Genomic DNA, 25562 nt, shown 5'->3' with positions numbered 1-25562 from the left:
ACGCTGAATGCGTGCGGTCACGCCATTGGTGGCGGGGTTAGCAGGCCGTTGAAAAACTACCTACGTTGCCGATACGGCGTTAAGAACGGCCTCAAAATGCTCATTTACAACACGTAAACTGCGCTTTTTCGGCCGTTTTTGCCTTGTCTCGGCTGCCTCGTCTACATTTTTCAACGGCCTGTTAGGCGACTGACGGTGGCGATGGGTGGGTGCACCGCAGCCAAGGTTGCCTTGGCCGCGGTGGGGCATTCAGTAATAGCTGAGGCCGGGCTTGGCGGTGCTGACGCGGGTGCCGGCCTTGCCCTGGACGATGGCTTCGATGTCGGCGAGCGAGCCGATCACCGCGACCTTGCCGGTGGCCTGGGCGAATTCGCTGGCGGCCTGGACCTTCGGGCCCATGGAGCCGGCGGCGAAGCCGAGGCGTTCGAGTTCGTCCGGGTGCGCTTCGGCAATGCCTTTCTGGGTCGGCTTGCCCCAGTCGATGAAGGCCGCGTTGACGTCGGTGGCGATTACCAGCAGATCGGCGTTCAGTTCCTGGGCCAGCAGCGAGGAGCACAGATCCTTGTCGATCACCGCCTCGACGCCGGAGAGCTTCTTGCCGGTCTCGTCGTACATGGTGGGGATGCCGCCACCGCCGGCGCAGATGACGATGGTGCCTTTCTCCAGCAGCCATTTCACCGGGCGGATCTCGAAGATGCGCTTGGGCCGCGGGCTGGCGACCACGCGGCGGAACTTGTCGCCGTCCGGGGCTATGTGCCAGCCTTTGTCCTTGGCCAGCCGCTCCGCCTCTTCCTTCGGATAGACCGGGCCGATCGGCTTGGTCGGCTTCTGGAAGGCCGGGTCTTTGCCGTCCACTTCGACCTGGGTGAGGATGGTGGCGAAAGGTACTTCGAAGGGCAGCAGGTTGCCCATTTCCTGTTCGATCATGTAGCCGATCATGCCCTCGGTTTCCGCCCCGAGCACGTCCAACGGGTAGGGGTTGGACGCGTCGTAGGCGGCGCCCTGCAGGGCCAGCAGGCCGACTTGCGGGCCGTTGCCGTGGGCGATCACCAGTTCGTTGCCCGGCGCGACCTTGGCGATCTGTTCGGCGGCGATTTTCACGTTGACCCGCTGGTTGTCCGCGGTCATGGGTTCGCCACGACGCAGCAGCGCGTTACCGCCCAAGGCGATGACGATGCGCATGGTTTGTACCTCCTAAGAAAGAAAATCCCCGCCCGGCGGGCGGTTCAGGCGCGCCGAACGGGGAGAGGGCTGTCAGATGTCGGCCAGGGTCGAAACCAGGATCGCCTTGATGGTGTGCATGCGGTTCTCTGCCTGCTCGAAGGCGATGCAGGCCGGCGACTCGAAGACGTCATCGGTCACTTCGATGCCATTGGTCAGGTGCGGATACTGCTCGGCGATCTGCTTGCCGACCTTGGTCTCGCTGTTGTGGAAGGCCGGCAGGCAGTGCATGAATTTCACCCGCGGGTTGCCCGCGGCCTTCATCAGCTCGGCGTTGACCTGATAGGGCATCAGCAGCTTGATGCGCTCGCCCCAGGCTTCCACCGGCTCACCCATGGATACCCAGACGTCGGTGTGGATGAAGTCCACGCCCTTGACCGCGGCCTTGGCGTCTTCGGTGAGGGTGATGCGCGCGCCGCTGTCCTTGGCGAAGGCTTGGCATTGTTCGATGAAGTCCTCTTCCGGCCAGAGTTCTTTCGGCGCGCCGATGCGCACGTCCATGCCGAGCTTGGCGCCGATCAGCAGCAGGGAGTTACCCATGTTGTTGCGGGCGTCGCCGAGGTAGGCGTAGCTGATGTCGTGCAAGGGCTTGTCGCTGTGCTCACGCATGGTCAGCACGTCGGCGATCATCTGGGTCGGGTGGTACTCGTCGGTCAGGCCGTTGAATACCGGGACGCCGGCATATTTCGCCAGCTCTTCGACGATCTCCTGCTTGAAGCCGCGGTACTCGATGGCGTCGTACATGCGGCCGAGCACGCGGGCGGTGTCCTTCATGCTCTCTTTGTGGCCGATTTGCGAGGAGTTTGGGTCGATGTAGGTGACATTGGCGCCCTGGTCATAGGCTGCCACCTCGAAGGCGCAGCGGGTGCGGGTGGAGGTTTTCTCGAAGATCAACGCGATGTTCTTGCGCTTCAGGTGTTGCTGTTCGGTACCGGTGTATTTGGCGCGCTTCAGGTCGCGCGAGAGGTCCAGCATGAAGCGCAGCTCGCGCGGGCTGTGGTGCATCAGGCTGAGCAGGTTGCGGTTGTGCAGATTGAAAGCCATTGATCTTTCTCCTTAAAGGCAGCTGGAAACTGGCTCCGTCAGAACTGCTTGAAGCTGGCGGGGCAGGCGGCCCAGGTTGGGCCGCCGATAGTTACAGTTGGGTTAGTAGTCGATCGGGTCGCGGATGATCGGGCAGGTCATGCAGTGGCCGCCGCCACGGCCGCGGCCGAGTTCGCTGGCGCTGATGGTGACCACTTCCACCCCGGCTTTGCGCAGCAGGGTGTTGGTGTAGGTGTTGCGGTCGTAGCCGACCACCACGCCGGGCTCCAGGGCGACTACGTTGTTGCCGTCGTCCCACTGCTCGCGTTCGGCTTCGAAGCTGTCGCCGCCGGTTTCCACCACGCGCAGTTTTTTCAGGTTCAGCGATTCGGCGACCACGTCGAGGAAGGGCTTGTTCTCGCGACGTACGTCGATGCCACCCGGACGGCTTTCATCCGGACGCAGGACGAACGGCACGATCTGGTAGGCCACCTCCGGGAAGACGGTCACCAGGTCGCGATCGCAGAAGCTGAACACCGTGTCCAGGTGCATCGCCGCGCGGGATTTGCCCAGGCCGGCGACCACCACGCGCTCGGCGGCGCCGTGCTTGAACAGCGCTTGGGCGACTTGGCCGATGGCCTGGTGCGAAGTGCGTTCGCCCATGCCGATCAGCACGGTGCCGTTGCCGATCGGCATCACGTCACCGCCTTCGAGGGTGGCGGCGCCGTGGTCGAGGTCGGGGTCGCCGTACCAGACCTTGAAGTCGGCGTTAGCGAAGTCTTGGTGGAACTTGTAGATGGCGGTGGCCAGCAGGGTTTCCTGGCGCCGGGCCGGCCAGTACATCGGGTTGAGGGTCACGCCACCATAGATCCAGCAGGTGGTGTCGCGGGTGAACTGGGTGTTCGGCAGGGGCGGGAAGATGAAGCTGGATTCGCCCAGATAGGCGTTGAACATCTTCGCCGCTTCGGAATCCTTGTGCTTGGCCAGGTCGGCGCCGGACACGCCGCCGATGAGGAATTCGGCGATCCGGCGTGGCTCCAGGCCTTCGACGAAGGCGCGCACTTCGTTCTGCAGGCCGAGGCCGACGCTGTTGGGGGTGAGCTTGCGATCAAGGATCCACTTCAGGGCTTCCTTGTTCTGCACCGTCTCTTCCAGCAGGTTGTGCATCTCCACCACGTCGACACCACGCTCGCGCATCTTGGTGATGAAGTCGAAGTGGTCGCGCTTGGCCTGGCTGACCCAGATCACGTCGTCGAACAGCAGCTCGTCGCAGTTGTTCGGGGTCAGGCGCAGGTGCGCCAGGCCGGGGGAGCAGACCATCACCTTGCGCAGCTTGCCGGCTTCGGAATGGACGCCCAGTTTGACTTTTTCAGTGGTCATGACAGTGGTTCTCCTTGCAAATTACAGGGTCAGGAAGCCGGAGTAGAGGCCGTAGGCGGCCACTGCAGCGCCGATTACTACGGCGGCGAAGATCAGCTTCTCGACATGGGTGAAGATCGGCTGGCCGAGTTCACGCTTGGCCTTGGCGAACAGGATGACGCCGGGGGCGTAGAGCAGGGCCGACAGCAGCAGGTATTTCATCCCGCCGGCATACAGCAGCCAGACCGCGTAGATCAGCGCAATCAGGCCGATGATCAGGTCCTTGTTGCGGTCGCGGGAGTCGGTTTCGTAGGTCTCGCCGCGTGCCGGGAGGAGTACGGCGTAGGCCGCCGACCACAGGTAGGGCACCAGGATCATCGAGGTGGCGAGGTAGATCAGCGACAGGTAAGTGCTGGCACTGAACAGGGTGATGATGAGGAACACCTGGACGCAGGCGTTGGTCAGCCACAGCGCATTGGCCGGCACGTTGTTGGCGTTTTCCTTGCGCAGGAACTCCGGCATGGTGTGGTCTTTGGCGGCGGCGAACATGATTTCCGCACACAGCAGCACCCAGGACAGCAGGGCGCCGAGCAGGGAGATGACCAAGCCGACGCTGATCAGCACCGCGCCCCAGTGGCCGACGACATGCTCGAGCACGGCGGCCATCGACGGGTTCTGCAGCTTGGCCAGTTCCGGCTGAGTCATGATGCCGAGGGACAGCACGTTGACCAGCACCAGCAACAGCAACACGGAGATGAAGCCGATGATGGTGGCCTTGCCGACGTCGGAGCGCTTTTCCGCACGGGCCGAGAAGATGCTCGCGCCCTCGATGCCGATGAACACCCAGACGGTGACCAGCATCATGTTGCGCACCTGGTTCATCACGCTGCCGAGGTCGGGGTTGCTCGCCCCCCAGATGTCGGTGGTGAAGATGTCCAGTTTGAAGGCGAAGAAGCAGATCAGGATGAACAGCACCAACGGCACCACCTTGGCGACGGTGGTGACCAGGTTGATGAACGCCGCTTCCTTGATCCCGCGCAGGACCAGGAAGTGCACGGCCCAGAGCAGAATGGACGCGCCGATGATGGCGGCCACGGTGTTGCCTTCGCCGAACATCGGGAAGAAGAAACCGAGGGTGCTGAACAGCAGGACGAAGTAGCCGACGTTGCCGAGCCAGGCACTGATCCAGTAACCCCAGGCCGAGGAGAAGCCCATGTAGTCACCGAAACCGGCCTTGGCGTAGGCGTACACCCCGCCATCCAGATCCGGCTTGCGGTTGGCCAGGGTTTGGAACACGAAGGCCAGGGTGAGCATGCCGACGGCGGTGATCGCCCAACCAATCAGCACGGCGCCGACATCGGCGCTCGCGGCCATGTTTTGCGGCAGGGAAAAGATCCCGCCTCCCACCATTGAGCCCACTACCAGGGCGACTAATGCACCGAGTCGTAGTTTCTGAGCGGACTGTGACATTGCATACCTCCAATCCAGGGAAGAATTCGTCGTCAATTAAGCGCGGGCGTAGCGGAGGGGGTGATGACTTGGGTCAATAGCTGTCTCACTATTTCCACTCCCTGATCAAATAGCCCGACAGTCATTGCAACTTGATGGCATCCGGAAAGCGGCGTTCTAGAGCCTCCGGCGACAGCGATTTCCATCGCAGTGTAATCAAACCTAGCTAACTTTCCAGACTCTGCAAGGATGCGGAGTGGCACGAGTTAGTGGCCAAATGCCATTTATTGTGCTGAAAGTTGCCGGATTTGCGCGTTCACGATTCTTCGCGAAGCGGCTGAAACGGCACTGCCAGGAAGGTGGAGGGCGGCGCAGGAGGTTGCCGATAGTGTTGCGGGGCTGACAGGTGCGGTTTGTCTGACTGACAAGCCTCAGTCCGGATCGGTGGCCGCGCTGTCGCTGTCGGTGAAGCTCAGGCCATGCTTGCGCAGTTTGTCGTGCAGGGTCTTGCGCGGAATGCCGAGGGCTTCGGCCAGGCTGCGCAGCGAGCCGTGCGCCCGCGCCAGTTCGGCGGCGATCAGCGCCCGCTCATAAGCTTCCACCTGTGCGCTCAAGCCGCCGCTGCTGACCGGGTCGGGTGTAGGGCCATCCGCAGTCAGGCCGAGATCGAGGCCAAGGGCGAAGCGTTCGGCGGCGTTCTGTAGCTCCCGCACATTGCCCGGCCAGTCGTAGCGCAACAGCATGGCGCGCTGCACCGGTTGCAGGGAACTGGCTGGCAGGCCATGGCGGGCACTGGCGGCGTCGGCATAGTGCTGGAACAGCAGCAGGGCATCCTCGCCGCGTTCACGCAGCGGCGGGATGCGTAGCGGCGCGACATTCAGGCGGTAATAGAGGTCGGCGCGGAAGCGCCCCTGGTCGGCGGCCTGACGCAAGTCGTCCTTGGTCGCGGCGATGACGCGGATATCCAGCTTGATCAGCTGGTTGCCGCCCAGACGCTCGACCAGCCGCTCCTGGAGCAGGCGCAGCAGCTTGACCTGCACGTCGAGGCTCATGCTCTCGATCTCGTCGAGGAACAGGGTGCCGCCATTGGCGAATTCGAACTTGCCGATCCGGCGTTTCTGCGCGCCGGTGAAGGCGCCCGGCTCGTGGCCGAACAGCTCGCTCTCGACCACCGACTCGGCCAGTGCGCCGGCGTTGATGGCCACGAACGGGCCGTTGCGGCGGGCGGACAGATCGTGCAGGGCGCGCGCCACCACCTCCTTGCCAGCGCCGGTTTCGCCGAGGATCAGCACGTCGGTGTTGATCGCCGCCAGCGCGCCGATCTGCTCGCGCAGGCGCTGGATCGCCGGCGAGCGGCCGATCAGACGCGCATCGAGTTGCTGGCGGTCGGCCAGGGCCAGACGCAGGCTGCGGTTGTCGAGCACCAGGCGGCGTACTTCCAGGGCCCGGCGCACGCTGTCGAGCAGGGCATCGTTGGCGAAGGGCTTCTCGAGGAAATCGTAGGCGCCGGCGCGCATCGCCTGCACCGCCAGCGGCACGTCGCCATGGCCGGTGATCAGCAGCACCGGCAGCTGTGCATCCTGTTCGTGCAGCTGGGCGAGCAGTTGCAGGCCGTCGATGCCGGGCATGCGGATATCGCTGACCACCACGCCCGGCCAGTCGCGGCCGATGCGCGCGCCGAGGCCACGGGCATCGCCCAAGCTGACCACCTTGAGGCCGGCCAGATCGAGGGTCTGGGCGAGGGCCTGGCGCAAATGCGGGTCGTCGTCGATCAGCAACACTTGGGTGCGGTCGTCGATGGCGTCCATGGTCATGCCGGAATGTCCTCGGGGGGCTGAAGGTTGACGCCGGGCTCGGCCGCGCGCAGGCGCAGGGTCAGCAGCGCGCCGCCCTCGGGGTGATTGGCCAGCAACAGCTCGCCGTCGAGCGCACGCATCAGGGTATCGCAAATCGCCAGGCCGAGGCCCAGGCCCTGGGCGCTGGTCTTGGTGGTGAAGAACGGCTCGCGGGCGCGCGCCAGGGCTTCGGCGGAGAAGCCCGGGCCGTTGTCGCGCAGGGTCAGGGTGACGCCTTCGGCGTCCCGGGTGGCGCTGAGCCAGAGGCGTCGCGGTGGGGCCTTCTCGATCAGGGCATCGAGGGCGTTGGCCAGCAGGTTGCCGAGGACCTGGCGCAGGCGCGTTTCGCCGGCCTGGACCCAGAGCGTGGCGGCCGGCAGGTCGCGGATTAGTTCGACGTCCATCGCCCGCCGGCGCTTGGCCAGCAGCGCCAGGGCATCGTCCAGTGCCGGTTGCAGGGCCATGCTCTCCGGCGCATGGCGGTCGCGGCGGGCGAAGGCGCGCAGGTGGGCGATGATCGAGGCCATGCGCGATGTCAGCTCGCCGATCAGCTTGAGGTTGCCGCGGGCGTCGTCGCTGCGGCCATGATCGAGCAGCACGCCGGTGTTTTCCGCATAGCTGCGGATCGCCGCCAGCGGCTGGTTGAGCTCATGGCTGATGCTCGCCGACATGGTGCCGAGGGCGGAGAGCTTGCCGGCCTGCACCAGTTCGTCCTGGGCGCGCAGCAGTTCCTGCTGCGCCTGTTCGCGCTCCAGCACTTCCTCTTTCAGCCGGCTGTTCAGCGTTTCCAGATCGCGGGTGCGCTCCAGCACACGCATTTCCAGCTCGCGCCGGGCGCGGGCATCGAGGGCGATGCGCTCGAGGTAATGACGACGGCGCTGCATCAGCAGGCCGAGCAGCAGCAGGAGCACCAGCAGGGTGGCGCCGCCGATGACCAGCGCGGTACGCACCGGGCGCTCGACCAGCGCGCGCGGGGCGAGGATGCTCACGGTCCAGCCGGTTTCCGCCAGTGTGCGGCCCTGGATCAGCCAGGCCGGCTCGTCGAGGCTCAGCGGCGGCGGCGTGACGGTGGGATAGGGCTGGTCGGCGGCGATGCGTCGGCTTTCCGCCGCGCTCAACGGACGGCTGGCCCGAAAGCGCCAGGCGGGCCGCGAGGTGAGGATCACCACGCCGTTGCCATCGGTGACCAATAGCTGTTCGGGCGTTTTGCCCCAGAGGGTTTCGGTGTCGTCCAGATCGACCTTGACCACCAGAATGCCCAGCACTCGGCCGTTGCCACTGATCGGCGCGGCATAGTAGTAGCCGCGCTTGCCCGACGTGGTGCCGAGGCCGAAGAAACCGGCGCGCTTGCCGGCGAGCGCCTCGCGGTAATAAGGCCGGAAGGCGAAGCTGCGGCCGATGAAGCTGTCGGCCTGATCCCAGTTGGACGTGGCCAGCGCCTTGCCGGCCGGGTCCATCAGGTAGATCACATCCGCCCCGGTATCCATCCGCACCCGCGCCAGCAGGCGGTTGGCGGCCTCTGCTCGACTCGGGTCAGCCGGCTCGGCGAGCAGGCTGCGCAGGGCTGGCAGATCACCGAGGATGTTCGGCAGCACCTCGAAGCGCCGCAGCGTGCCGAGCAGGTTGGCGACATACAGGTCGAGGGTCTGGCGATTCTGCTCGGCCAACTGGTTGCTGTAATGGCGCTCGGCGAAATACTTCACCGGCCACAGCAGCGGGGTCAGTAGCAGGGCCAGGAGTAGCAGGGTGCGCCAGCGCGGGCGACGAGGTATCGCGGTAGCCATGGTTCGTGACGTCCGGGGTTCCCAGGCATTATGCCTGCTCGAGATTGAATCTGGATGGGGACCGCTGGGGAATGAGCCAGAACCGCATTAGCTCACTATCAGGGGGACCGGGAAGGGTGCTGGTCGATTCTTTCCAGGTTGCCGCTGGATGATTCGCGAGACGCTCATTTTGCTGGAGCGCGCCTTCGATCCATGAAGAGGGGCCAGATGGCTTCTGGAGTTACGAGCAAGCTATGCCGTGGTTGCATGCTTGGCTGTGCAGAGTGACTGCGAGGGGCGGCGAATTTTTGCGGCCCCGAAAGAACAAAAGGCCTGCATCGCTGCAGGCCTTTGTTTTAAATGGTGCCGGCACCAGGAATCGAACCCGGGACCTACTGATTACAAGCGGCTTGTCCCGGCGTTTTTCCATGATTCATTCGATAACAAAAATCAACCAAAGTCATTGATAAACAACGGATTTCACTTATTTCGTTGTTTCGTCCCGTTGCACGTTGTAGCCTTCAGCTAACCGAGAAGCTGTGACCAAAGCTGTGACCAAGCGTCGAGAAGCTGTGACCAAGACTGAGGGGCGATCAATGGCGAGCAACGCATCGAAGACCGTGAATGACCAAAAGGTGCGGGCTATGACGCCCGGCAGCTCGCCGCTGGTCGAGAGCCTGCCTGGGCGCGGCACTGGGGCGCTGGTGTTCAAGCGTCCGAACGATGGCCCGCCGTCCTGTTACTACCGCTATCACCATGCCGGCAAACAAGTGCTGGTCAAGCTGGGCGCATATCGGCGCACCGCGCGGGAAATCGGCTTCACCCTGCCGGAGCTGCGCGACAAGGCCGCCGCAATGGCGCAGATAGCCAAAGCGCACGGCGACGTTAAGGCGTACCTGGCGAAGCTGGGCGCAGACGCCGAAGCGGCACGCCTGAAGGCGGAGGAGGAAACCCGAGAGCGCCAGCGCCTAGCCGAGATCGAAGCATCGCGCGGCACCTTCGGGGAGCTATTTCTCGACTACATCGAATCGCGCCGGGAGAAGGCCACACCCGGCGTAGTCAAGGAACTGGAGCGGCTGTATCAGACCAACATGCTGACTCCGCACCCCAGCATCATGGCGATGAAGGCGCGCGACATTCGCCCCGACCACATCCTCGCCATTCTCAATTTGATCTGGGATCGCGGCGCAAAGGTGCAGGCCGAACGTATGCGTTCGTTCCTGTCGGCGGCTTTCAATCATGGTCTGCGCGCCGAGAACGCGGTCGGCAGGTCGAGCGCCAAGAGCTACAGCCTGGAGAGCAACCCCGCCACCGTGGTTGCAGTTGAGAAGGTGTCGGCACCGGCTACCCGGGCGCTGTTGGATGCCGAGCTGCGCCAGCTCTGGGGAACCATTGAGATCACCGAAGGCGTGGGGCCGGTCATGGCGCTGTTGTTCAAGTTCGTCATTGCCACGGGCGGCCAGCGCATCTTCAACGTCTGCCAGACCACCTGGGATGACTACGATCTGGAGGCCGGCACCGTGCGCCTGATCCACCGCAAAGGGCGCGGAGGCCAAGCAATGAGCAGACCTCACCTTGTCCCGTTGACCGAGCGAGCTGTCACCATTCTGGAGCGCGTGCGGGAGATTAACGGTTGCCACCCCTGGCCGTGGACCACCACCGGAAAGCAGCACATTGTCGTCAGCAGTCCGCGCCATGCCATAGCCGACTGGCTGAAGTCAGAGCACGCGGTTATCGACGGGAAGCAGACGCCCAGCTTCTCGCCGCGCGACTTGCGCCGCACTTGCGCTCAACTGATGCAGCGTCACGGCGTCAGCGACCAACTGTCCGACCTGCTGCAAGCGCACGGCCAGACCGGCGTGGCGAATCTGCACTACCGTAACAACCCCGAGGCGGCGCTACCGGAGAAGCAGCGCGCCATCGAACTGCTCGAGCGGGCGCTTGCCAAGGTGCTGGGGGAGGAGCAGGCCGACAACGTGGTGCTGTTGTCGAAGAGGAGGAATTGATCCGGCGCAGGGCAAGCGACGAAAGGCGCTATCCCGCGCAGTATATGGCTTGAAGGGGAGCGTCTCGGTCCATGCACATCATTTTAAGCAGGATATCCACAGGCCATCTACAGGGTTGTCGGGGCCTGCAGGGTCTTATCCACAAGTCAACCCTTGCGCCACTTTGAAACGGCTCGCTACTATGCGGCCACTGGCTAGGCATACATGACCAGATGCAACGCCCTGCGCACTATGGCTGGGCTTTGCGGGTAATGTTGTCGCCGCTGGAATGCAGACAAAGAAAAGCCCCGGTATTTGCCGTACCGGGGCCGTTTCGGGAGGGGACGTTAACCGCGTCCTTTGCATGCCGGCTAGGCCAGTACACAAATCCCGAGGGTAAGCGAAGTTTTGAAGGTCTTCTGCTTATTTGCGCGACAAGAAACTTGACGCGCATGAGACTGTATTACCAATGGTTAAGCGGTTGCAAGTTGTCAATCTACTTGACGGCAAAAGCCTGACCACTGGTGGTGCTGTCACCCCTCGGTTTTTCCGTATTTAGGAGAAATCGATCATGACTCAAATTCCCAACCTGCCAATCCCTGGCGCGCTCGCTACTGCCGCGCAGCTCTGCACCAAGTACCAAGTAAGCCGCACCACCTGGTGGCGCTGGTCGCAGGCTGAGGGCTTTCCTGCGCCGATCCGCTTCGGGCGTTCCGTGCGCTGGGACACCGCTGCCGTTGATGCTTTCCTGATCGCTCAGGAAGGCTAACCCATGCCTGACATTCAACGCTGCCAATCGGTGGCGACGGGTTCGACTTGCCTGAAAAAAGCCTTGGATCTGCTGCTGTCGCTGCAATTCAACGGCGAATCGCTGGCGCTACTGCTCGCTATCGAGGTGCAACTATGGAACTGATGCCGATCGACCGCCTGCTGTCGGCCATGGGCAAGGTGAAGCAGACCAAACCCGGACAGTGGGTCGCCTGCTGTCCTGCGCATGACGACAGGACTCCGTCGCTCAAGATCAGCGAAACCCAGGACGGCACCGTCCTGCTCAAGTGCTGGGCCGGCTGTTCGGCTGCCGAGATCATGTCTGCCATGGGGCTGGGGTTGCGTGACCTGTTTCCTGGCTCGGGCAAGCCGCGCCGATCTGGCCCGAGCCGCCAAGCCATCGAGCGCGAGAAGGCCATCATTGCCTGCGCCATGGGGCTGGTTGCCCAAGGCCACACTCTCAACTCCGAGCACCAAGCCCGCCTTGAGCTGGCCCGCCGTCGCCTGTCGAAACTGGGAGTGCCCGCATGAGCGATAAAGACTATGCCGACCAGTGGGCCGAGATTGACCAGCAGCCCATCGATCCCGCGCCACTGCCCCTGCTGCCCGATACCGCGTCGGCAGCCCCCTATTCGGTAGACCTATTGCCCGACGTGCTGCGCGACGCAGCCAAGGCCATTGCCGAGCATGTCCAGGCGCCGATGGCGCTGGCTGCGCAGTGCGTCGTCGGTGCGGCTGCCTACCTGGCGCAGACTCGCGTGAACGCCCCGCATTTGCACAACCCGGACGGCATGCCAGCGTCCCTGTTCCTGCTGACCCTGGGCGAGTCGGGGGATCGCAAGAGCGAGTGTCGACGTCTGGCCTTCAAGCCGATAGACGATGCCGAGCGCGAGGCTCGTACCCGACACAAGGCCAAGGTCGATGCCATCCTCACCGCCGCCAACGGCTTGAGCGGCAAGGATCGGGGCGAGTATCTGGACGAAAACCCGCTGCCGCGCGATCCGCGCACTCAGTACACGGACGCCACCTTCGAGCGCCTCACCGGCGACTTCGTGCGGGGCATGCCTGCCGCTGCCTGGGACACCGACGAAGGCGGGCAGGTGCTGGGCGGGGCTTCGCTCAAGGCCGACACCCGCGCCGCCACTCTGGGCGGCCTGGTCAAGCTATTTGATACCGGCTACGTCGAGCGCACCCGCTCCCACGGCAACCAGGAGGGCAGCGGGACCGTCGATCAGCGCCGGCTGACCCTGCACCTGATGGCCCAGCCCGTGACCGTGGCCGAAGCGCTGGGCGACCCGTTGCTACGTGGCCAAGGCTTCCTGCCACGTTTCCTGTTCGCCAGTCCCGAATCGCTGGCCGGCACGCGACTGCTGACCTCGTCCCAACTGGCGCGCAAGAGCTATTCCGACGCGCGCTTGCAGCGCTATTGGGAGCGTAGTCAGCAGATCCTGACCAGCGAAGCGGCTATCGACGTCCTCTCTGGCGAGGTTAAGCCGCCTGTTCTGTCGATGGATGCCGCCGCCGACCGCGAATGGCTGTCGTTCTACAACGAGATCGAGAGCGAGCAGGGTGCGTTGGGCAGCTATGCCGGCCTGCGCCCCTTTGCTAGTCGTGCGGGCGAGCTGGTACGGCGCCTGGCCGCCGTGCTGGCGTTCTTCGAGGGCTATGACTGGATCGACGGCGAGTGCATGCGTCGGGCGTGCGGGCTGGTCCGATACTCGCTGGGCGAGTGGCTGCGCTACACCGACAAGGAACGCATAGACTCGCGCTTGCAGCAGGCACAGCAGCTTCTCAATTGGCTGCGCCAGAAGGGCTGGGTTGAGTTCCACCGCGACAAGCTGGGCAAGGCCGGCCCCCCTGTTGTGCGAAGGGCCAAGCGTCGCGACGACCTGTTGGCCGTGCTGGTCGAATACCGCTGGCTGCGGACAGCAGACGGGAAGTCGTTTCGGCTCGTCAGCTGTGCGGAAAGTGCGGAAAGTGCGGAAGCCCAGCAGTGGCACGGCTTGGGGACTGAGGAAGAAGTGCGGAGGAATGCGGAAAACCTGCGGGGCTCGTCGGCAGTCGGAGGGCAGCCCGCAGAAAATCCGCACCTCTCCGCACTTTCTCCGCACCCGCAACCTCCAGTAAATCCGGGACCTTCCGCAGAATCCGCAGATTCCGCACTCATTCTGAACGCGCGCGCCTGGCCTGTCGCAATGCCCCGAGCCGAGTACCAATGCGAGTTCGCTTTCGAGGTTGAGGTATGAGCGTCTTCGAAGTGCTGGGCCTGGCGAGGGCCGAAGGCGTGATGGTGGTGCTGGAAGGTGATCGCCTGCTCTGTAGGGCCGACCATCCACCGTCGCCCGAGCTATTGGCGCTGATCAAAGCTAAGCGTCCGGAGATCGTCGAGTTCCTGCGCGCATTGACCGATCCGCAGGGCATTGAGCCGGAGAAAGTGGGCGAGATGCCTGCCCCGCACATGGAGCATTGGCTCCACTTGCTGGTGCTGGATTCCGGCGAGATCGTCCAGAGCTGCGGACACCAGACCTCTGCGGCAATCGAGCAGGAGGCTCGCCGCCGATACGGTGATGCCCTTCTGGCCGTGGTACCTGTGCCTGGCATGGAGCGCGTGCTGAGCGATGATGAGGCCATCCAGGCCGTGGCCGGCAGGCTTCCCCCGACGGCTGATGTGCCGCCGCTGGTGGGGAGCCGCGACACCTGGCTGGCCCGAGTCGCCCGCCTGCTGGAGTGCTCGCCGACATACCTGCTGGAGTGGGGCTATCTCGACCTGCACGACATCGAGTCGCAGCAGCACCAGCCTCCGCGCGCCGTGGCCAACCTGATCCGATCCGGCCTGCACTGGCGGCCTGCGAACAGACAGGTGAGCGCAGAGTGCGTGGCCGCACCGGAGACACTGGCAACCGCCCTCCACGTCGCCACGGCGGCCACCGCCTCGCTGGCGTGGATCACCGCCCGAGATGCCTTCCACAACCACCTATGGTCCTGCCGCGACTGCCACGCCCCGACGGGCCGGCACTGTGTAACCGGCGCCGATCTGCACTCCACCTATGAGCGCACCCCACTGGAGTCAGCACCATGAGCAAGAACCGCCTGTTTGGCGACAAGGCCAAGGAACGGCTGATCGTGTCCGTGGAAATCGCCGTCATCGAGGCGATCGACCGGCTGATCGACTACCCCTACGGCAGCCTGCACCCTGCCGCCGGCAACCGCTCAGAGTTCGTGCGTCTGGCCATCGAGGAGAAACTAGCCCGCGACAGGCTTGGATGATTCAGTGAGTGGAACAACACTTTGATGATTTAGTGACAAGTACGCGCGCGTACGCGCGCGAAGGGGGCTCCGAGCGCCCAAATGCTGACCGTGTCGACGTGGAGCACTATCAAAACCTGGAGTGGCGCGACTGCCAGCAGGCTGGCCGGCGATCAGCAGCTCAGCGCGTGCATGCTAGCCTCAAGATGGTCACCTAATGAGGAGCCTGTCATGCCCTCTCGCCACGCCCAACCCGCCTACCAAGACACTATCACCGATCTGTTTGTCCGACTCGGCGCGCCGTTCCACAAGTCGATTTCCCCCCTACGGAGCTGACTTCAGGGCCGGGGTTGGTTCGACAGGAGCACATTGAGCAGGTTGTCCTGAAAATTGATGTTGCTGGTCAGGTCAGTGTGGTTCTCGCACAGGAAAAACGCATAAGCGACCGGCAGAAAGCTGTCCTCATTCTGTGGTACGCCTGGGTCCAGCGTCTCGCGTGCCAGCAGCGACGGCTTGGTGACGCGTCCATCACCTGGCTCGATCATCAGCTCGTCGTAAGGCACACCGGGCCGGGGTGCAGCAATGTCCGCTGGCGTGAGGCGTACCGTGTCGCGCCCATCGCGCTGTTCCACCAGGAGCCGTGCAGGCGTCATGTGGCAGCCGCCACCAAACAGCACGTAGCGGATCGGCGACACCGGCTCGGCCACGGAGAGCATCCAAGCCAAACGACGTGCGCGCTCCAGGTTATAGGCGAAATAGCGTTGCATCACCGGTGCGTCGACAGCGGCGGCCAGGCTGGGTGCGTAGATTGACCAGGCCATGCTCTGCCAGGTCTTGGGGTCGAACAAGTCGTCGTGGCGCGGCTTACCTTCGATGTCCACCAGCCAGGTGTTGAGCGGGTGGGGAAACAGCTGGTAGCCGCTGGGAAAGGTGGCCAGCGTGCGTGGTGAAATACGCCCCAGACCGACCTTTTCGCCACCGATGAAGGCGTGCAACGAGCTGACCGATCCCCCATTGGGTGTGCCCAGCAACACCAGATTGCGCACCTGCGGCGCACCGTCCATGGTCACCTGGTGAGGCTCGCCGTCCAGCACGTCGCGGGTGCCAAAGCGCAGGTAATAACGTGCGATAAGGCCACCCATGCTGTGCGCTACGAGGTTGACCCGTAGCGCAGGATCGGCGTAGTCACGACGCACAGCCTCGATCAGCCGATCGAGTTCTTGCACACTGTGCAAGGTGTCCTGGCGCCAGTCGTAGGACAGGACGTAGTAGCGGCGCTCGCCCTTGCGCACCGGCGTCCCGGGCTGGGCGCGCACATAGCCACCGAATTGCGTCAACGTTCGCAGGATCGGGCGGTAAAAGTCGCGCTGTAGCGCCTGCTCGGCAATGCCCGAGGGTTCCAGTCTCGAGGGGAGCGGCCTATTCGTTTGCGGATCGATGTCGAGGGCCAGTTCCGGATAGGACGAGAACAGAATGCGCCACCAGGACCCCGGCCAGATTTCTTCGCCGCTGACCCGGTCGCGCAGGCGCGTGCCGAAGGCCCCTGGAATCAAGATGACCGGCGCGGTTTCGGCCTGGGGGCTGCTGAGTTGGTAGAGCCGTTTCAGGTCGGGACGTGGTGACTCGCTGCAGCCCAACAGGCCTGCGGCTAGTACGAGCGTGGCGACCAGTTGCGCGGCAGAGTGCATGAACGAAGCCTTGAGGTGCGTGCGGCTGATCATGAGGTCAAGACGGTGTCACAGGCATGCAGCCAGTCTAGCAGCTGCTGCTCGGGCACCGGCCTGGCGAACCAATAGGCTTGCATCAGGCAGTAGCCAATGCCATTTTCGCGGCCACGGGGAAACGGCTACGTACACCGCACCCTAGGGTTGGACCATCCGCATGGTCATGAAGTCCTGGCCGATGGTCCAGCGATCGGGGCCGCCAACGGGGAAGTTCTGCACGCCTAGCAGTAACTTAGGATCGGGTAATTCGCCGGCCGGGATGGCGGCGCTACTGGCCGCCTGCAGTTTGGCCGCCTGGGCGGTCAGCGAGGGGGCATTGTCTTCGGCCAGTTGCAAGGCTTCATCGAGTGTCAGGGGGGCGGCCAGGCTCGGCAATGCCAGCACGGTTGTCGCCAGGGCAGCCACGACGGGCCAACCGGTGCAATAGCGTTTGGAATTCATGTTCACGATTCCTGTGATGATTCGCTGCGCGCCGCTCGGACGAGCGCGCAGACTAGCCATCCCGCCAATGCGAGATGAAAATCAGTGTGGTACAGGAATCAAACGCGCGGAGGTCGCCATACCCCGGAAGGGGTGTGGGCAGCCTGGCGCTTCCCCTGAGCGGGATGGCGGGCATCGAGGTACCGTCAGAACCTTGCCCGATGAAATCTACAGGTATGGCGATGATGGGGGATGTGGAGCCGGACTGTTGCCACAGCATGGGCAGCCCCTCCGAGCATGGCAAACCCTGCAAGCCCGGCCAGGAATGCAAGACCGCCAGCCTGCTGCAAGTGTCGATCGTGAAGCCTCCCGTCACGCTGCCCAGCTCCATCGTGGTTTCCTCCTCCAGCGATTTCCTGCTCGCGATCGAGGGATTTCCCCTGCGGGAGTACATGAGGAAAGCCTGTATGCCCATGATGCGGTGGCACAGAGCCGGTGGAATTGGGACTAGAGAGACGGACTTGAACGCTCAAGTGTGCCCTCGCTGATCCACTGCTTGAGCCAAGTCGCCGCCTGAAGAGGCGCGGCATTGCCATGCGCGCTCAGTTCGGCGCATAACTCAGCGAAACTCCAGCCTTGCTGGCTCATGCCGTGCAACGCCTCGGCTTCCGCCGGGCCCAGGCTGCGGTACTGGCTGACCAGGCCCTGGCGCCAGATCAGGCAGACGTGCGGCTGCTCCAGCAGTGTGCTGGCTGGCGTCTCCTCGGCGGCCTTGAGTGCGCGCCACAACACCAGGCTGTTGTAGTGGCAGACCAGCCACTGCACGCTGGGCAGCAGGCGTACCCGTAGCTCGGGCCAATCCGCGGGCGGCAGCGTGGCCATGCTCTGCAAGGTCAGGGGTTCGCCGTCCGCGGCGTCGAAGGCCAGGGTGAAAGCCCATTCCAGACGCGCCAGTTCGGCCAGTGGGGCGCTCTTTGCGGCGACCAGATAGCCGTCGATGAAATCCGCCAGCCGCGCACCCAGCCAGCGCAGGCTGAAATGGCGGGATGGATGGGCTTGCAGATAGGCACTCGCCAGACCCTCGAACTCGTCGTCACCGAGCCAATGGTGCAGGGTCGGGTAGTCTTCGCGCAGGGCATCCAACAGCCGCGCCCGGTAGGCGTTGTGGTAGATCGCCAGGCCTTCCTCGGCGCTCAAGGCGGGGCTGCCGAGCAGGCTGTCGCGCAACGCCGTGTTGGGCTGCGTCGGTACGCCGAGCAGGTAGGCCTCTAGTTCGCGCTGCCAGTCGTTCAGGCGCATGCGGCCTCCGTGCCGAGTGCTACGGCGCCGAGGGCGCGAGCCTGGTCCAACTCGGCGAGCAGCTCGACCAAGGGCGGGAAGTGATCGTCGCGCTCCAGCAGGGTGGCGACCGGGCCGAGATGCTGCAGGGTGCGCTGATAGAGCCGCCAAACCGGATCGCTGACCGGCTGATCGTGGGTATCGATCAGGTAGCTGCCGTAGTCGCTATGCCCGGCCAGGTGCAGCTGGCGGATGCGCGCGGCCGGCAGCGCACTGATGAAGGTCCAGGGGTCAAAATCGTGGTTGCGCGCGCTGACGTAGACGTTGTTGACGTCCAGCAGCAACTCGCAGCCGCTCAACTCGCTGAGGGCGGCGAGGAACTGCCATTCGCTGAAATCAGAGTTCGCGGTGCGCACGTAACTGGAGACATTTTCCAGCACCAGCGGCCGCTCTATTACCTCCTGCACCTGGCGCACACGGGCGGCCACATACTGCAGGCTTTCTTCGCTGTAAGGCAGCGGCAGCAGGTCGTGCAGTTGATGGGCGTTACCGCGGCTCCAACACAGGTGGTCGGAGATCCACTCCGGCTGCACCCGTTCGGCGAGACGCTTGAGCTGCTGCAGGTAGTCGCGATCGAGCGGATGCGGGCCGCCGATGGACAACGACACGCCGTGCATCACCAGCGGGTAGTGCTCGCCGATGGCGTCCAGGTAGTACAGCGCCTTGCCGCCCTCGACCAGATAGTTTTCCGAGACCACTTCGAACCAGTCCACCGCCGGGCGCTGCTCGAGTATCTCGTTGTAGTAGGTGCTGCGCAGCCCCAGGCCGTAGCCGATGCAGGGAGTAACTGAGGACATGCCGGGCTCCTTCGCCTAAGGGGTCGGGGTGGCCGCACATCGGCCACCCCGCGTGCACTTATGGACCGACTTTGCCGCCGGCGTTGTTGCACTCGGCCAGGGTCATGCTCTTGAAGCCTTGGCCCTTGCATTCACCCTTCCCTTTGCAGGCGTTTTTCGCGGTCTTGCAGTCGTTCTGCCCTTTGCAGGCGTTGACGCCGTAACAGTGCACCATCTGGGCTTCCTCGGCGAAGGATTGGGTCGGGATGCTGGCGAATAGGCCGGCGGCGGCCAGGGCCAGGGCGGCGCCAGCAGCGGCAGTCTTGACGGTCATCTTGTTGTCCTCATGTGATGGATGTCGGCCGTGGACGGCTTATTCGGTCCCGACACATTGGTAGAGTGAAGACAGTTTCTGGCGTTACGGCCAGGCGAAAATAATCCCTATGCCTGCATTTGCGCGACCATCTACAGCGCGGAAATGGCCGAGCGCATCTGTGCCGCGCTGATGGAGCCCTGTTCGCTGAACCGCCTGTGCAAACGCCCTGGCATGCCGGCGCGTGCAGTGGTCTGCCGCTGGTTGATCAGGCACGAAGAATTCCGCCTCGCCTACCAGGCGGCCATGGCGGTGCGTATTGATCTGGTCGTCGACGAGACGCTCGACATCGCCGACGACGCCGAGCTTGACCCGGCGGCGATCAGCAAGACCAAGCTGATGATCGACAGTCGTTGGCGGATGGCCGAGCGCTTAGCCGCGCGCAAGTACGGAATCAAGCAGCAGGTTGAAACCAGCGTCACCCAGCTGACCCATGAGCAGTGGCTGGAGCACCTGGCTTGACCGCCGTAGTCCTGCACAACGAGCTGGCCATCCGACAGCGCGCACTGGAAAAGAGGCCAGTAAATGGCCGTTCGAGCCCAACGGACAACACGGTCAGCATTTGGGCGCTCGGAACCCCGTGGGGCACTATCAAAACCTGGAGTGGCGCGACTGCCAGCAGGCTGGCCGGCGATCAGCCGCTCAGCGCGTGCATGCTAGCCTCAAGATGGCTGCCCAATGAGGCGCCTGCCATGCCCTCGCGCCACGCCCAACCCGCCTACCAAGATACAATCACCGATCTGTTCGTCCGACTCGGCGCGCCGCTCCACGACACCCGCTGCTCCTGGGGGACAATCCACCCCAACGGCACGGTGTATCTGCGTGTCTGGCGTGACCGTATCGCCCGCACACCAAGTCACCCCGGCCGCCAGTGCGTGGAACTGACTCACCTGTAGCAGTTTCCACTGGCTGCCAGGCGCTGGGCTACACAGAACGCCTCCGCCATGTACAGGCGATCCACCAGGGAGCGCCCTGCTACCTGGTACTCTGCGAGGCGGTCGACCCCGAGGCCGACTCGCGTACGATCAAGCGTTTCAACCGTGACCCTGCCCCAACCACGCACCCGGCGAAGTGAGTCGAGATCACATGGACTACACCGACAAAGATGAGCTTGAAGCGAAACGCATCTGCCACGATTGCGTGAAAGTTGAGTTCCTGTCTGGCGAGATAAAGGCTGACGACGACAAAGATGTGTGCGCCTACTGCGGGAAAAGTGCCCCCACCTGGCCTCTAGTCGATCTTGCGAATCGCATCGAACTGGCATTTGAGCAGCACTGCTTTCAGACCTCAGATCAACCTACCGCCGAACAATCACGGATGCAGGCTGACGAAGACTCGATCTACGAGTGGTATCGCGATGGTGAACCGGTGGTTGAAGCCATTGAGGCAGCTGCGGAAATTCCGACAGAAGCCGCTGAGGATGTCCTGGAGCTGCTGTCATCCAGGCACTATGACCATGACAACGCCGCAATGGGCGAGGAGTGCCCGTTCGATGGTGACTCCTATTACGAACTGAAGGATTACAGTGCTTTCGCCTGGCAGTTGGAATGGACCGTCTTCGAAAATTCACTCCAGACAGAAGCCCGTTTCTTCAGTCGTTCAGCCGCCGGACTGCTGACTGACCTTTTCCGTGAGATCGACAAATTCCGAACCAGGGACGACCGCCCGCTGGTGGTGGACGCAGGGCCGGGACATCCCGTCGAACACCTCTACCGCGCTCGCGAGTTTCAGTCGGAAGATGGCCTCCTCGACGCCATGCGTCGCCCCGATAAAGGTTTGGCACCACCACCCTCACGCTTTGCAACGGCTGGCCGGATGAACCCTCGCGGTATCGCAGTGTTTTACGGAGCTGAAGAGTCAGAGGTTGCAATTGCTGAGGTCCGTCCCTCCGTGGGTAGCCGAGTCGCCGTCGCCCAGTTCAGCATCATTCGACCGTTGAAACTCCTAGATCTCACGGCACTGGCTGCGGTGCACGCCCCTGGTAGCATCTTCGACCCGGCATTCAAGGATAAGCTGGAACGGGTAGCCTTCCTGAGGACACTCGGCCAGAAGATATCTCGGCCGATAATGCCAAGCGACAAGGATTTCGACTATCTACCGACGCAAGCCATTGCCGACTTCCTGGCAAATGAAAATGACCCACCGCTCGACGGCATCATTTTCATGTCAGCTCAGATGAAAGCCGGCCGCAACATCGTCCTATTCCACAAAGCAGCTCGGGTCGCCTCGCTCAATCTGCCAAAAGACACCGAGATTGGCGCTTATACAGGCTTCAGTGATGAAGACGGTTTCCATGCAGAATACCGCGTCCATGAGCATCTGCCCCCTGAACCGGACCCGGCTCCAGAACAGCCAAACGAAATGCTCCCGTTCTGGGCTCACTTTTCCCAGATGAATCTGGACGCCGACACTCGAATCAACACGCTTAGGGTTAACACCAAATCAGTTGTGGTCCACCACGTCGAACAGATCAGTGTGGTAACCGATGCACACCCTGTGAGCCGACATAGTAGCGTGAAGAGCAAGTAGCCGAGTTCTACCTGGTAAGCCGGCGTGTGCCATGACACGCCGGATATTTGGAGCAGGACAGGTACACACCTACGACCTTCTTGGGCTTCCGGTTGACCATGTGGCTACCACAGTTGCAAGTGGTGGTCAGTACCAATGCAATTGGCTGGTCAGATGACTGCAATTGCGCAGTGACCCGCTTTATCGGGGCGGGGCACTGCTCCAGCACGACCAGGACTGGTGGATTGAGGTCGGCGACGAAGTGACGTTGGCCACCCTGCTGAAGGCGATCAAGCGTTAACACTGAGCCTGGCCGCCCCAGCGGTCGCGCAGCCTGCTGACACGAGTCGCGATTGCTGGGCGTTCGACCTTCAGAACTCTTGGAGGGCCGGTATTGGGAGCCGCACGAGCCGATCGACCTGGCTGACACCGATGCTGAACGGTGGCCCGCGCGATCCGACACGGTCTCTAGCCCGACGCCCTGGCATCGATGAGCAGGACGGTGGGTCCCTGCATGTCATGCCGCCTTACACCTCCTAAGGGGAAGGTTGGTACTAAATCACTCTGGGACGCCAATAAAATCAAGGGCTCCAGCCCTTTCGCGTTGACAGCGAGCAGCACCCGTGACAGCAGGGTGACAGCACGAAGCATCGGCACTCGTCACGTAATGGCGTCACGGATGCGCAGAACGGTGGTGGTGCTGCAATCGGCGTGACGGGCCGTTGCCCGGATGCCCAGGCCAGCCTTCAGCAGCTCAGTGATGCGTTTGTGCAGATCGGCATCCACCGGGCGCCCCTTGTACTTCCCTTCAGCCTTCGCCTTGTCGATGCCCTGGGCCTGGCGCTCGCGGCGCTGCTCGTAGTCCTTGCGGGCGATGGCGGCCATCATCTCCACCAGCATCGAATTGATGGCGCCGAGCATGCGGTTGGTGAACTCGTCGCCCCTGGTGTCGGAAATACCCTGGTGGCTGGTGGGCAGGTCAAGCGCAACGATGCGCAGACCCTTGGCGTCGATGGCAGCCTTCAGCCTCTGCCAATCCTCGACAGGCAGACGGGAGAGGCGGTCGATGGATTCCACCAGCAACACGTCACCCTTGCGCGCGTCCTTCAGCAGGCGCAGCAACTCGGGCCGGTCGACCCTGGCGCCGCTGGCGTTCTCCAGGTACTCGGCGGCGATCACTCGATCATGGCTGGCAGCGAACTGCTCCAGGGCCGCGCGGGCGCGGCTGGCGTCTTGCTCGATAGTAGAGGCGCGGAGGTAGGCGCGGACGAACATGATTCCTTGCTCCTGTATCACTTGAGGTGCTTTTTTAATTAATGTTGCACTTTGAGTGTTACTTTCCAAGGAATCAGTGCGAAAAAATCTCTGCTGCTCTGTTTCTATTTAGGTACACCTTTTTGGAACAGGCATGGTGGCTAGAGTTTTCGCGGTGCGCGCCAACGCCAGGGTGCCGGTCAGGCCACGCACCACCACCTTGCCGAAGTTACCCAAGTGCTGGCTGCCGGTGCCCAGGTACAGCATCCGCTCGGGGAAGGCGTTGGCCAGGCCGCCCCAACGGACGTAGCGGGCCAGCACGCCCTGCTCGTCCGGGGTGGCGTGGCGGCATCGGCCTCGGCCTCGATCTGCTTGAGGGTGCGAATGGCGGCGAGGTTGTCGTTGAGCTTCTGGACCTCGCCGCCCTGGCCGAGGCGGGTGGCCTCGGTGATCTGGAAGTTACTGGCGGGGATGTTCGGCGCCCCCACGGGCGCGCCGTCGATGCTTACTCGCGGTGCGTCTTGCGGTACTGCCGCTCCAGTTCCGCCAGTTCCTTGCGCTCCAACGGCTCCAGATTCGCCTTCGGCTCCGGTTTCAGAAGAATGAACTCGCTTAGAGCCACCTCTTCCGCCGCGAACTGCGGGAACCCCTGCTCCATCAGTTCGCGCACCCTTTCGGCCGCCCACTTGCCCCGCGTCCGCAGGGTCGACTCCCAATCCCCGTCCGCTTTCAGTTCCGCCGTTTTCTCCGGCAGCCACTTCGTCCAGTGCTTACGGGCCATCGCCGCGTACCGTTCCGCGCTCATTCTCAGTCTCCAGGCTGGCCTTGCCGTCGCGCACGTCCGCGATGAAGCGCACCACGTAGGGCTTCATGTTCTGCGCAACCTCGGCGCCGAACCGTTCGACGACCATGCTGACCACAACGCGCATCGCTTCGCGCAGGTCTTGGCTGGCGGCCTTCAAGTTCGCCACGGTCGAGATGAACAGCGGCTTGGCCTTGGCGTTGGTTTCCTCATCGAAGGTTAGCCTGGAACTCAGCCAGCTTCCGCCGCCAAGCAGGGCGCCAAGACCGTTGACCGCATCGTCCAAGGCGTTGCCGGCGTGCTTCGCCGTACTGCCCAGGGACTGGTCACGATGCGGCATCTTCTCGGCTTTTTTCCGGCGCAATGACTCGCCCTTCATCGTCACTCGGTAGGCGCTGTGCACCAGGCGGTCGAGGATCCAGCCATGCCAGTGCTCGATGGGCAGTTGTCTGGTCAGGAGGGTGGAGCGGCTGCCGGCGCGGTCGTCGATCACTTCCAGCAGGTCATGCCGGGCACCTTCTTCCAGCGCGAGCGCTCAATCGTCCGTACCTCGCTGCCTGACCGGCAGCACCTACAAGAAGTCACCGGAGCCTTGGCGTCTCTGGAGGCCAGGCAGCGAGCGGCGTCCTCCGTAACGCCAGGTCCTGGCCGAGGAACTGCTGGCCGCCGGCGTCATCGCCGCAGCGCTGGCCAGGACCCGGTCCTGAAGAAAGATGCCGCTGCCCTGCCAACTTTACTTCGCGCGAATCTGTGCCTCACTGCAGTTACCTGTTGCCTCCGACGCTCGACCTTGCTCAGGAGAACCTCCCGTGTCTGCGCTCATCAACCAACTGAATACGCTCTGGGCCCCGCGCCTGCTGAGCGTGCTGCGGATCGTCACCGCCTTCCTGTTCCTCCAGCATGGTACGGCCAAGCTGTTCGGCTTCCCGCATGTCGCCTTCTTCGATGAGTTGAACCTGTTTTCCCTGATTGGCTTCGCCGGGTTGCTCGAAGTGGTGGGCGGCCTGCTGCTGCTGTTCGGCCTGCTCACACGACTGAGTGCCTTTATCCTGTCCGGTGAAATGGCCTTTGCCTACTTCATCGGACATGCCCCCGATGGCTGGGTACCACTGCTGAATGGCGGCGAGCCGGCCATCCTGTTCTGCTTTATCTTCCTCTATCTGGTGGCGGCCGGGGGCGGCGCCTGGAGCCTCGATCGCCGGTTATGCCGTGGCAAACCGGGTTGCGATTGGGCCTAGCGCGGCTAGGCTTCGGCACCGTACAAGCTGCCAGCAGTGCGGAGCTCAATCGCCCCGCAAACCCCGCTCACAGTGACAGGGTGGATCACCGAGACGGGAGGCGCGCTCGAAGGCGGGAAGGCGATTTCGGTTAACGCCGAAATCCTGCCGCCTTGCGCTAGGAGCCTACGGATAGCCGGTGACCAGAGGTAACTCTGGGCTGGTTGTACCGCAGTCTGACCGCCATTACCGCGCCGCGGGTCCACCTCGCTCCCGCCTGCGCCGACAATGCCCGCTGGATCAGCGCGGCGGTTCAATCACGCGTGCGGCTGAACACGTAGTCGTGGTCCTTTTCGGCGGCGTGGCAGGCAAAACAGGCCGTGGCCGCGTCGCCACCGACAACACGCTGGGCCGGGTCACCGCCGGCAAAGCCTTAGCCCCAGCCACCGGTCGCGGCGGCGACCGCCTGGCGGCTTTGTGTAGCCGGCCGAGCATCACGCC

Annotated in this window: 23 protein-coding genes and 3 pseudogenes; 11 read left to right on the top strand and 15 right to left on the bottom strand. The window is 63.4% G+C overall.

Annotation, left to right across the window (positions count from 1 at the left end; all coding sequences use genetic code 11):
- Window positions 1-249: 249 nt before the first annotated feature.
- The 6 genes from arcC to D3880_RS21010 form a co-directional block, all read right to left on the bottom strand.
- The gene (gene arcC, locus D3880_RS21035) at window positions 250-1182 is read right to left on the bottom strand and encodes a carbamate kinase (protein WP_119895357.1); all 933 of its coding nucleotides are present in this window, start codon (window positions 1180-1182) and stop codon (window positions 250-252) included.
- Between the two features lie 72 nt (window positions 1183-1254).
- Window positions 1255-2265 (bottom strand): ornithine carbamoyltransferase, encoded by a 1011-nt coding sequence (locus tag D3880_RS21030; protein WP_119895356.1) that lies wholly within the window; start codon window positions 2263-2265, stop codon window positions 1255-1257.
- A gap of 102 nt (window positions 2266-2367) precedes the next feature.
- On the bottom strand, window positions 2368-3624 hold the full coding sequence (gene arcA, locus D3880_RS21025; RefSeq protein WP_119895355.1) for an arginine deiminase: 1257 nt from the start codon (window positions 3622-3624) through the stop codon (window positions 2368-2370).
- Between the two features lie 21 nt (window positions 3625-3645).
- Entirely contained in the window at window positions 3646-5073 is a 1428-nt protein-coding gene (gene arcD, locus D3880_RS21020) for an arginine-ornithine antiporter (RefSeq protein WP_119895354.1), read from the bottom strand.
- Window positions 5074-5483: 410 nt separating this feature from the next.
- Window positions 5484-6866 carry a two-component system response regulator DctD gene (dctD, locus tag D3880_RS21015; RefSeq protein ID WP_119895353.1) on the bottom strand — a complete coding sequence of 461 codons (1383 nt, stop codon included), beginning with the start codon at window positions 6864-6866 and terminating at the stop codon, window positions 5484-5486.
- Entirely contained in the window at window positions 6863-8671 is a 1809-nt protein-coding gene (locus D3880_RS21010) for a sensor histidine kinase (protein ID WP_119895352.1), read from the bottom strand. The genes dctD and D3880_RS21010 overlap by 4 nt, the downstream gene beginning before the upstream one ends.
- A 575-nt stretch (window positions 8672-9246) precedes the next feature.
- Here D3880_RS21010 and D3880_RS21005 point away from each other — a divergent pair.
- The 7 genes from D3880_RS21005 to D3880_RS20980 all read left to right on the top strand — a co-directional run bounded on the left by D3880_RS21005 (window position 9247) and on the right by D3880_RS20980 (window position 14670).
- Entirely contained in the window at window positions 9247-10656 is a 1410-nt protein-coding gene (locus D3880_RS21005) for a tyrosine-type recombinase/integrase (protein ID WP_119895351.1), read from the top strand.
- 550 nt (window positions 10657-11206) lie between these two features.
- Window positions 11207-11404: a helix-turn-helix transcriptional regulator gene (locus D3880_RS21000; RefSeq protein WP_119895350.1), complete on the top strand. Its 198-nt coding sequence runs from the start codon at window positions 11207-11209 to the stop codon at window positions 11402-11404.
- 3 nt (window positions 11405-11407) lie between these two features.
- Window positions 11408-11548 (top strand): hypothetical protein, encoded by a 141-nt coding sequence (locus D3880_RS22830; protein WP_162935028.1) that lies wholly within the window; start codon window positions 11408-11410, stop codon window positions 11546-11548.
- Entirely contained in the window at window positions 11539-11934 is a 396-nt protein-coding gene (locus D3880_RS20995; protein WP_238474382.1) for a virulence-associated protein E, read from the top strand. The genes D3880_RS22830 and D3880_RS20995 overlap by 10 nt, the downstream gene beginning before the upstream one ends.
- Window positions 11931-13649: a DUF3987 domain-containing protein gene (locus D3880_RS20990; protein WP_119895349.1), complete on the top strand. Its 1719-nt coding sequence runs from the start codon at window positions 11931-11933 to the stop codon at window positions 13647-13649. The genes D3880_RS20995 and D3880_RS20990 overlap by 4 nt, the downstream gene beginning before the upstream one ends.
- Window positions 13646-14482 carry a hypothetical protein gene (locus tag D3880_RS22825; protein ID WP_162935027.1) on the top strand — a complete coding sequence of 279 codons (837 nt, stop codon included), beginning with the start codon at window positions 13646-13648 and terminating at the stop codon, window positions 14480-14482. Before D3880_RS20990 ends, D3880_RS22825 begins: the two co-directional genes overlap by 4 nt.
- Window positions 14479-14670: a toxin-antitoxin system protein gene (locus D3880_RS20980; protein ID WP_119895348.1), complete on the top strand. Its 192-nt coding sequence runs from the start codon at window positions 14479-14481 to the stop codon at window positions 14668-14670. The genes D3880_RS22825 and D3880_RS20980 overlap by 4 nt, the downstream gene beginning before the upstream one ends.
- A 317-nt stretch (window positions 14671-14987) precedes the next feature.
- Here the strand turns inward: D3880_RS20980 and D3880_RS20970 are convergent, their stop codons facing one another.
- Together D3880_RS20970 and D3880_RS20965 are read right to left on the bottom strand one after the other, a co-directional pair.
- Window positions 14988-16370 carry a lipase family alpha/beta hydrolase gene (locus D3880_RS20970; protein ID WP_119895346.1) on the bottom strand — a complete coding sequence of 461 codons (1383 nt, stop codon included), beginning with the start codon at window positions 16368-16370 and terminating at the stop codon, window positions 14988-14990.
- A gap of 150 nt (window positions 16371-16520) precedes the next feature.
- A pseudogene (locus tag D3880_RS20965) lies at window positions 16521-16814 on the bottom strand (TolC family protein); the annotation flags it as partial.
- A gap of 134 nt (window positions 16815-16948) precedes the next feature.
- Between D3880_RS20965 and D3880_RS23160 the strand changes: the two are divergent.
- Window positions 16949-17212, top strand: a pseudogene (locus D3880_RS23160) (hypothetical protein); the annotation flags it as partial.
- 88 nt (window positions 17213-17300) lie between these two features.
- Here D3880_RS23160 and D3880_RS20955 read toward each other — a convergent pair.
- The 3 genes from D3880_RS20955 to bufA2 are packed head-to-tail and all read right to left on the bottom strand — an operon-like array spanning window position 17301 to window position 19241.
- The gene (locus D3880_RS20955) at window positions 17301-18092 is read right to left on the bottom strand and encodes an HvfC/BufC N-terminal domain-containing protein (RefSeq protein ID WP_119895345.1); all 792 of its coding nucleotides are present in this window, start codon (window positions 18090-18092) and stop codon (window positions 17301-17303) included.
- The gene (bufB, locus tag D3880_RS20950; protein ID WP_119895344.1) at window positions 18083-18928 is read right to left on the bottom strand and encodes an MNIO family bufferin maturase; all 846 of its coding nucleotides are present in this window, start codon (window positions 18926-18928) and stop codon (window positions 18083-18085) included. Before bufB ends, D3880_RS20955 begins: the two co-directional genes overlap by 10 nt.
- Before the next feature lie 58 nt (window positions 18929-18986).
- Window positions 18987-19241 (bottom strand): BufA2 family periplasmic bufferin-type metallophore, encoded by a 255-nt coding sequence (bufA2, locus tag D3880_RS20945; protein ID WP_119895343.1) that lies wholly within the window; start codon window positions 19239-19241, stop codon window positions 18987-18989.
- A 144-nt stretch (window positions 19242-19385) separates the two neighbouring features.
- Between bufA2 and D3880_RS20940 the strand changes: the two genes are divergently transcribed.
- Entirely contained in the window at window positions 19386-19742 is a 357-nt protein-coding gene (locus D3880_RS20940; protein ID WP_238474381.1) for a terminase small subunit-like protein, read from the top strand.
- Between the two features lie 624 nt (window positions 19743-20366).
- The gene (locus tag D3880_RS20935) at window positions 20367-21809 is read left to right on the top strand and encodes an RES family NAD+ phosphorylase (protein ID WP_119895342.1); all 1443 of its coding nucleotides are present in this window, start codon (window positions 20367-20369) and stop codon (window positions 21807-21809) included.
- A gap of 639 nt (window positions 21810-22448) precedes the next feature.
- Here the strand turns inward: D3880_RS20935 and D3880_RS20925 are convergent.
- The 4 genes and pseudogenes from D3880_RS20925 to D3880_RS20910 form a co-directional block, all read right to left on the bottom strand.
- Window positions 22449-23063 carry a recombinase family protein gene (locus D3880_RS20925; RefSeq protein WP_119895340.1) on the bottom strand — a complete coding sequence of 205 codons (615 nt, stop codon included), beginning with the start codon at window positions 23061-23063 and terminating at the stop codon, window positions 22449-22451.
- Window positions 23064-23171: 108 nt separating this feature from the next.
- Window positions 23172-23363, bottom strand: coding sequence for a hypothetical protein (locus tag D3880_RS20920; protein ID WP_119895339.1), 192 nt, complete (start codon window positions 23361-23363; stop codon window positions 23172-23174).
- 184 nt (window positions 23364-23547) lie between these two features.
- Window positions 23548-23847: a hypothetical protein gene (locus tag D3880_RS20915; protein ID WP_119895338.1), complete on the bottom strand. Its 300-nt coding sequence runs from the start codon at window positions 23845-23847 to the stop codon at window positions 23548-23550.
- A gap of 337 nt (window positions 23848-24184) precedes the next feature.
- Window positions 24185-24370: pseudogene (locus tag D3880_RS20910) on the bottom strand (ATP-binding protein); the annotation flags it as partial.
- A gap of 283 nt (window positions 24371-24653) precedes the next feature.
- On the opposite strand from D3880_RS20910, the gene D3880_RS20905 reads away from it, so the two are divergent.
- Complete coding sequence (locus D3880_RS20905) at window positions 24654-25082, top strand: DoxX family protein (RefSeq protein WP_119895337.1); 429 nt, start codon at window positions 24654-24656, stop codon at window positions 25080-25082.
- Window positions 25083-25562 lie beyond the last annotated feature (480 nt).

This window comes from Pseudomonas cavernae, assembly GCF_003595175.1.
Classification (GTDB): domain Bacteria; phylum Pseudomonadota; class Gammaproteobacteria; order Pseudomonadales; family Pseudomonadaceae; genus Aquipseudomonas; species Aquipseudomonas cavernae.
The sequence above is the reverse complement of the archived record's forward strand: the minus strand, read 5'-3'. Positions and strand labels throughout refer to the sequence as shown.

Excerpts from the sequence above, each read along its gene's own strand:
- arcC (WP_119895357.1), bottom strand. The coding sequence starts at position 1,182 with ATGCGCATCGTCATCGCCTTGGGCGGTAACGCGCTGCTGCGTCGTGGC.
- D3880_RS21030 (WP_119895356.1), bottom strand. The coding sequence starts at position 2,265 with ATGGCTTTCAATCTGCACAACCGCAACCTGCTCAGCCTGATGCACCAC.
- arcA (WP_119895355.1), bottom strand. The coding sequence starts at position 3,624 with ATGACCACTGAAAAAGTCAAACTGGGCGTCCATTCCGAAGCCGGCAAG.
- arcD (WP_119895354.1), bottom strand. The coding sequence starts at position 5,073 with ATGTCACAGTCCGCTCAGAAACTACGACTCGGTGCATTAGTCGCCCTG.
- dctD (WP_119895353.1), bottom strand. The coding sequence starts at position 6,866 with ATGACCATGGACGCCATCGACGACCGCACCCAAGTGTTGCTGATCGAC.
- D3880_RS21010 (WP_119895352.1), bottom strand. The coding sequence starts at position 8,671 with ATGGCTACCGCGATACCTCGTCGCCCGCGCTGGCGCACCCTGCTACTC.
- D3880_RS21005 (WP_119895351.1), top strand. The coding sequence starts at position 9,247 with ATGGCGAGCAACGCATCGAAGACCGTGAATGACCAAAAGGTGCGGGCT.
- D3880_RS21000 (WP_119895350.1), top strand. The coding sequence starts at position 11,207 with ATGACTCAAATTCCCAACCTGCCAATCCCTGGCGCGCTCGCTACTGCC.
- D3880_RS22830 (WP_162935028.1), top strand. The coding sequence starts at position 11,408 with ATGCCTGACATTCAACGCTGCCAATCGGTGGCGACGGGTTCGACTTGC.
- D3880_RS20995 (WP_238474382.1), top strand. The coding sequence starts at position 11,539 with ATGGAACTGATGCCGATCGACCGCCTGCTGTCGGCCATGGGCAAGGTG.
- D3880_RS20990 (WP_119895349.1), top strand. The coding sequence starts at position 11,931 with ATGAGCGATAAAGACTATGCCGACCAGTGGGCCGAGATTGACCAGCAG.
- D3880_RS22825 (WP_162935027.1), top strand. The coding sequence starts at position 13,646 with ATGAGCGTCTTCGAAGTGCTGGGCCTGGCGAGGGCCGAAGGCGTGATG.
- D3880_RS20980 (WP_119895348.1), top strand. The coding sequence starts at position 14,479 with ATGAGCAAGAACCGCCTGTTTGGCGACAAGGCCAAGGAACGGCTGATC.
- D3880_RS20970 (WP_119895346.1), bottom strand. The coding sequence starts at position 16,370 with ATGATCAGCCGCACGCACCTCAAGGCTTCGTTCATGCACTCTGCCGCG.
- D3880_RS20955 (WP_119895345.1), bottom strand. The coding sequence starts at position 18,092 with ATGCGCCTGAACGACTGGCAGCGCGAACTAGAGGCCTACCTGCTCGGC.
- bufB (WP_119895344.1), bottom strand. The coding sequence starts at position 18,928 with ATGTCCTCAGTTACTCCCTGCATCGGCTACGGCCTGGGGCTGCGCAGC.
- bufA2 (WP_119895343.1), bottom strand. The coding sequence starts at position 19,241 with ATGACCGTCAAGACTGCCGCTGCTGGCGCCGCCCTGGCCCTGGCCGCC.
- D3880_RS20940 (WP_238474381.1), top strand. The coding sequence starts at position 19,386 with ATGGCCGAGCGCATCTGTGCCGCGCTGATGGAGCCCTGTTCGCTGAAC.
- D3880_RS20935 (WP_119895342.1), top strand. The coding sequence starts at position 20,367 with ATGGACTACACCGACAAAGATGAGCTTGAAGCGAAACGCATCTGCCAC.
- D3880_RS20925 (WP_119895340.1), bottom strand. The coding sequence starts at position 23,063 with ATGTTCGTCCGCGCCTACCTCCGCGCCTCTACTATCGAGCAAGACGCC.
- D3880_RS20915 (WP_119895338.1), bottom strand. The coding sequence starts at position 23,847 with ATGAGCGCGGAACGGTACGCGGCGATGGCCCGTAAGCACTGGACGAAG.